At 71.7% G+C, this 4,617-nt stretch carries 4 protein-coding genes; 2 read left to right on the forward strand and 2 right to left on the reverse strand.

Features of this window, described 5'->3' with window-relative positions:
* Nucleotides 1–40: 40 nt before the first annotated feature.
* Complete coding sequence (locus ACTIDRAF_RS32120; protein WP_016700386.1) at nucleotides 41–2,500, reverse strand: MMPL family transporter; 2,460 nt, start codon at nucleotides 2,498–2,500, stop codon at nucleotides 41–43.
* A gap of 120 nt (nucleotides 2,501–2,620) precedes the next feature.
* Between ACTIDRAF_RS32120 and ACTIDRAF_RS29895 the strand changes: the two genes are divergently transcribed.
* Nucleotides 2,621–3,199, forward strand: coding sequence for a TetR/AcrR family transcriptional regulator (locus ACTIDRAF_RS29895; protein WP_157163148.1), 579 nt, complete (start codon nucleotides 2,621–2,623; stop codon nucleotides 3,197–3,199).
* A gap of 132 nt (nucleotides 3,200–3,331) precedes the next feature.
* Here ACTIDRAF_RS29895 and ACTIDRAF_RS0219410 read toward each other — a convergent pair whose 3' ends face one another.
* Nucleotides 3,332–4,348 (reverse strand): DMT family transporter, encoded by a 1,017-nt coding sequence (locus tag ACTIDRAF_RS0219410; RefSeq protein ID WP_016700388.1) that lies wholly within the window; start codon nucleotides 4,346–4,348, stop codon nucleotides 3,332–3,334.
* A 36-nt stretch (nucleotides 4,349–4,384) separates the two neighbouring features.
* Here ACTIDRAF_RS0219410 and ACTIDRAF_RS0219415 point away from each other — a divergent pair.
* Nucleotides 4,385–4,617, forward strand: a 233-nt coding sequence (locus ACTIDRAF_RS0219415) for a helix-turn-helix domain-containing protein (RefSeq protein ID WP_016700389.1), incomplete at its 3' end; no start/stop codon positions are given.

A 4,617-nucleotide genomic window follows, 5' to 3' on the forward strand; every position in this document is an offset into this window, starting at 1 on the left:
GCCCGGACCGAGGTCCGGGCGGGCCCGTCGAGCACCGGGCTCAGGAGGTCGTCGCGCTCCCGTTCGAGGAGTGCGCGCGCTCCAGGGAGGCGCCCTCGACGTCGACGTCGGGCATGATCCGGTCCAGCCACTTCGGCAGGTACCACGCCTTCTCGCCCAGCAGGTGCATCAGCGCGGGCACCAGCACCATCCGGACCACGAAGGCGTCGAAGAGCACCCCGATCGCCAGACCGAACCCGAGCGGTCGAACCATCCCGAGCTCGCTGAACACGAAGCCGCCGAAGACGGAGATCATGATGATCGCCGCCGCCGTGACCACGGCCCGGCCCTGGCGCAGCCCCTGCACCACGGCGGCCCTCGCCGGCATGCCGTGGACGTGCGCCTCACGCATACCGGAGACCAGGAAGAGCTGGTAGTCCATCGCGAGCCCGAACAGGACCCCCATGATGATGATCGGGCCGAAGCTCAGCACCGGACCCGGCTCGTGCACGTCGAAGACGTCGGACAACCACCCCCACTGGTAGATGGCGGTGACCGCGCCCAACGCGGCGAACAACGACAGGACGTACCCGGCGGTGGCGATCAGCGGCACCAGCAGCGACCGGAACACCACGATCATGATCAGCAGGGAGAGGCCGACCACGACGACCAGGTAGACCGGCAGCGCGTCCGCGAGCTTCTCCGAGACGTCGATGTTGCCCGAGGCCTGTCCAGCGACGCCCAGGGTGGCCTCCCCGGACAGCGGAGCCAGCCCGCGCAGGTCCCGGACCAGCGCCTCCGTCGACTCGCTGGAGGGGCCCTCCACCGGCACCACCTGGAACAGGAACACGTCCCGCTCGTCGGAGACGACGATCGGCGCCACCGCGCTGACGTCCTCGTGCTCCATCAGCTCCGAGGCCACCCCCGCCTGGGTGGCCGTCAGCTCGCTCTCGTCCACACCGCCAGGCAGTTCGGCGACCACGAGCAGGGGGCCGTTCACCCCGGCGCCGAACTCCGACTCGATGGTCTTGAACGCCTGGTACTGCGTCGTCTCCGGCGCCTCCGAGGATCCCTCGGGCAACCCGAGCCGCATCGAGAGGGCGGGGACCGCCAGCACGAGCAGCCCGGCGGTCGCCAGGGCGACCGCGCCGAGCGCGCGCGGGGTGCGCAGCGGCCGGACCTCGGTGCCGGTGTGCCGCTGGTCGCCGATCGTCGCCCGCGCCTTCCGGCCCAGGGCCCGCGTCCCGAGGAGTCCGAGCAGGGCGGGGGTGAGGCTGATCGAGACGAGGACCGCGACCAGCACGCAGGCCGCGCCGACGACGCCCATCGTGGCCAGGAACGGGATTCCCGTCACGCCCAGCGCGACCAGCGCGACGATGACGGTGCTGCCGGCGAACACGACGGCGTTGCCGGCGGTGCCGTTGGCCAGGCCGATGGACTCGTCCACGTCCATCCCGGCGAGCAGCTGCTTGCGGTGCCGGTTCAGGATGAACAGCGAGTAGTCGATGCCGACGGCGAGACCCAGCATCACCCCGAGCACCGGAGTGATGGAGGCCATCGGAACGAGACCGGAGAAGGCGAGCGACGCGGCGACACCCACGCCGACGCCGACCAGCGAGCTGATCAGCGGGGTGATGGCGGGCAGGAACGCGCGCATCATGACCAGCAGCACCAGGCCGGCGACGACGACGCCGACGACCTCGCCCGGGCCCATGATGCCCTCGGTGGAGGTGGTGATGGTCGAGGACCAGTTGATGCTGACACCGTCGATCTCGCCGGCCGCCAGCACGTCGACGACCTCGGCCTTGACGCTGTCCGGCAGCTCGAACATCGTCTCCTCGAAGGCGATGGTGGCGATCGCCGTTCCGCCGTCCTCGGACACGGTCCGGACGGAGGAGGCGAACTCCATGAGCGCGGCGCCGTGCTCGAGTTCAGCCTCCTGCGCTTCGAGCTCGCGCAGGCCCTCCTCCAGCTGCTCGCGGCCGGCGTCCAGTTCGGCCTGCTGCCGTTCGAACTCCTCGGCGGCCTGCTCGTAGGCACCGGCTCCGCGTGCCTGCTCGATCGCGGCGTCGAGCTGGGCCTGCCCCGCCTCCAGCTCCTCGGCGGAGGACTCGAGCTCCGCGCGGGCGCCTTCGATCATCGTCTGGCCGCCGGTGACCTGCGCTTCGGCGGCGTCGCGTTCCGCCTCGGTCTCGAACGGGTTCGTCACGGCGGTGACGCCGTCGACCTCGGTGACCTCGGTGAGGAGGTCGTCGATCCCGGCGCGTTCCGCTTCGCCGAACTCGCCATCGGTGGCGAACACGACGGAGGCGGTGGCACCGGTGAGTTCGGGGAACTGCTCGGTGAGGCTGTCGTTGACCCGCTCGGTCTCGGTGCCCGGGATGGAGAAGTTCGTGGCCAGGGAGCCGCCGAGCGTGAGGAAGGCACCGGCCGCGACCGCGAGCGCGAGGATCCACGTGGCGATGACGGCCCACGCGCGTCGCGCGGATAACCGTCCGAGCCGGTACAGGAGGTTGGCCACCGTTCGCCTTTCGTCGGGATGGACTGTTGCTGGCCGCCAACTTATCCGACGACTGTCGGTTATCCAACGTGTGTCGGATAACTGTCCGGGTGGCGGTGGCCACGTGAGACCATGCCCGCCATGGATCCCCGTGTTGCCCGCACCCGAGCGAGCCTCCGGCACGCTCTGCTGGAGCTCGCTCGTGAGCGACCGCTGGACGAGATCACGGTCGGTGACATCGCGGGCCGGGCCAGGGTGAACCGGAGCAGCTTCTACCAGCACTACGCCGACAAGGAGACGCTGCTCGCGGACGCGCTGGAGGACGCCCTCCACGACGTGTCGACGCAACTGCCCGAGGTGTCCGCGGCCGCCGGCACGCCGAGCATGCCCGTCGAGCTGCTCACCTACCTCGAACACATCGCGTCCCACGCCGCCCTCTACCGGCGTGTCCTCGGCGACCACGGGTCGACGGTGGTCACGGCCCGGCTGCGCAACCGGATCGAGCTCATCGTGATCGACGCGGTGGGCACGACCCGCCCGGCAGCCCTGGTCGACCTGCCCGTCGACGTCTTCGCCTCGGGGATCGCGGGCAGCGCCCTCGGCGTGATCACCGCCTGGGTCGCGCGTGACCCCCTGCCCCCGCCCGTCGTCGCCGCGGACTGGCTGTGGAAGGTGCTGTTGGGCATCGGCGCGTGGCGGGAGCCCGACGGCACCAGCTGAGACGAGCCCACCCCTGAGGCCGTGCCGGCGCCGTGCCCTCCCGCCGGCCGCCGCCCGGCGGGAGGACGGTCCCGGTCGCCGTCTCCCGGAAGGGGGTGGGGTCCACGCCACTCCCGTGCCCGGCCGGGGCGGTCACGACCCGGCGCGGTGCTGGTCGGAGCTCGTGGCCTCCAGGGGTGGAGGAGGGCCCGGGGTGGCCCCGTCCTCCGGTCGGTTCCCCCGCGCGGATCGCGGTGCCGACTCCCCCGACGCGCGGGTGACGGCCCAGGTCGCCGCCAGCGCGAGGGTGAGGCCAACGGCGGTGCCGGCCGTGAGGGGCTCGTCGAACATCAGCCCGCCCCACAGCGTGGTCACCGGGGGCACGAGGAACATGAGCGTGTTCACCCGGGTGACGCCGACGCGGCGCAGCAGGTACCAGTACAGACCGTAGCCGCCGAAGGTGCTGAGGACGACCAGCCAGGACATCGCGATCCAGAACTGGCCCGAGGTCGGCGGCGCCGCCGAGCCGGTCGCCAGGGCGATGGCGGAGAAGACCACGGCGGACGTGGCGCAGTGCACGGCGAGCGCGCGCATCGGGGGAGTGGACGTGGTCGCTCGCCGCTCCAGGAAGGTGGCGGCGACCAGGCAGAGCATGCCGGCGAAGGGCACCAGGTAGGCCCAGGCGGGGACGTCGTTTCCGGGCGCGGTGGCGTCGGACCAGGTCACGAGGACGACCCCGGCGAAGCCCAGGCCCAGGCCGCTCCACTGCCGGCCGGTCACGGCGGCGCCCAGCAGCGGGCCTACCAGGGCGGCCACGACGAGGGGCTGCATGCCGTCGATGAGGGCGGTGGTCCCGGTGCTGACCCCGAGGCCGATCGCCCAGTACACCGTCAGCAGGTAGCCGGACTGGGAGAGCGCGCCGATGGTCACCTGCCGCCCCAGGTCGCCGGGCCGGCTGGTGCCCCGCTTATCGGAGCGCGGGAGCAGGAACGGGGCGAGCACCGCCGCCAGTGGGACGAACCGCCACATCAGGACGGTGGGGACCGGGGCGTCCGACGCGCCGAGCTTCGCGCCGATGAAACCCGAGGACCAGCACAGCACGAACAGGGTGCCGAGTCCGGCGGTGACGAGGGTGCTCCCCTCCCTTGGTATACCGATCTGTTTACTCACGCCGTCAACGGTATACCGAGCTGTATAGTTCGTGGGGTGGGGACCGACATCGAGTGGACGCCCGGGGCGCGCGCCGTGCTGGCTGCCGCGAGTGAACTCTTCTACGACCAGGGGATTCACGCGGTCGGCGTGGACGCGATCGCCGCCCGCGCCGGCGTGACCAAGAAGACCCTCTACGACCGCTTCGGCTCCAAGGAACGCCTCGTCGTGGAGTACCTCGCCCAGCGCGACCAGCGGTGGCGGGCGTTCCTCACCCCCAGGCTGGCGGG

The sequence above is a fragment of the Actinoalloteichus spitiensis RMV-1378 genome (assembly GCF_000239155.1).
In the GTDB taxonomy this organism is placed as follows: Bacteria; Actinomycetota; Actinomycetes; order Mycobacteriales; family Pseudonocardiaceae; genus Actinoalloteichus_B; species Actinoalloteichus_B spitiensis.

Coding starts and splice junctions, on each gene's coding strand:
- ACTIDRAF_RS29895 (WP_157163148.1), top strand. CDS start 2,621: ATGGATCCCCGTGTTGCCCGCACCCGAGCGAGCCTCCGGCACGCTCTG.